Source organism: Nitrospira sp. (genome assembly GCA_005116745.1).
Taxonomy (GTDB): Bacteria; Nitrospirota; Nitrospiria; order Nitrospirales; family Nitrospiraceae; genus Nitrospira_D.
Window position 1 is genome coordinate 697,243 of record SWDS01000010.1, and the last position, 1,579, is coordinate 698,821.

A 1,579-nucleotide genomic window follows, 5' to 3' on the forward strand; every position below is an offset into this window, starting at 1 on the left:
CGCTGCCCGACGAGGGGCTGAGGGTCAGCCAGGGGACATTGCTACTGGCCGTCCAATTGCCGTTCGCAGTGACTGTGACGCCTTGGCTCACCGGATTCGCCCCACCCTGGACCCCGGAAAACGTCACCGCAGTGGGGTTGACGGTCAGGGTTGGCAACGGTGGGGTTACGGTCAACGTGACAGGGATGGAGACAGGAGTAACGTTGGGCGCGCTGACGATAATCAAAGCGGTGTACGGCCCGGCAGTGAGTGAGCCGGTGGTGGCAGTTAACGCAATTGTGCCAGCACCTTTGCCAGAGGCTGGACTTAGATTCAACCACGTTGCAGTAGAAACCGCATTCCAGTCTAGTGTTCCCCCGCCTATATTTGTAACGGTAAGAGTTTGCGTTGTCGAGCTGCCGTCTCCTTGCTGAAGGCTGAATGAAAAACTTGAGAAACTCACTCCGATAGCGGGCTTCAGTGATGGTGGAGGCGAAATGGTGATGGACGGCGCAACAAGTTGTTTCAGCCCTGGTATTTCGGACAGAAGCCTGCGCATTGGAGCTGTTGACGGTTGAGCTTGCATCGGACTGGCCTGCGGGGCTGCCACTGCTTGGGATGTTTGGGCAGTAGCCTCAAGGAGAGAGGAGGTCGGCTGTACAGTCGGAGTAGCGCCGAACCCTCCAAATTGCGAGGAAGGAGTCGCCATGCTGGGCCCTGAAAACTGAGAAAACATACCTCTTGGCTGAAAATCGCCAGCTCCGAAGGATGCAACTGGTGAAGTCGATAATGAAGGCTTCAAGGATGCATCATTGCTTATTTCAACTGAAGTTTGCGGTGCTGGAGTTCGCCCAATGAGACGATGTGATGGGGCAGTTGCTCTGGTCAGCTCATTCTTTTGTGCAATCACCTTCCGATCGATTTGGCCAGGGTTTTGAGATTGCTCATGAGAGTTGTTCTGGTGAATCGTAACCGTGTCCTGACCGGCCACCGCTAGTGCTGGCAGTATCGATGGAATCATCGGCTCAGAAACGAGCACAAGCGAGCCCATACCGACAGAGAAGAGCAACAATCGCTGAATCTTCTGGCGCATTGTCGAAGTCCTCCATAAACGAACATTAACCGGGCACTACGATCTGTAGGTTTGCGCAAGGCAATGAGCAAGTTAGGTGCCCTTTAAAGGTAGGAAAACAGTTTCAACCAGTGCAGACTCAAACCAAGAGGTTTTTTATGGGCTTTACTGAAAACTGTCCCTCGAAAGAGCGTTTCGAAGGAGGGCATCCTGGATGCGCAGGGAAAGCTTTCGCATTCCCTAGATGTACACGTAAAGTGATAGTTTATGTTTGTGCTTGTTGATATTGAAGTAACTCATGTTGTATCTACTTGGCAAAGATATGTGTGCGGAGATCTCCTTGATATTATTGAGGCTGATGTGATGACTGCCTTCTCCTTAGGCTTGGAGGAAGACGTCTGGAAGATACAATTACTGAACCGACCACCAAATGGTACATAGTCTGAGCTCACTCATTCGCTCACCTTGCATAAAGAGGTATCATCTTTAGGTGTGGAAATAGGAGAAAGGCGGCGTAGCCTTTCGGTT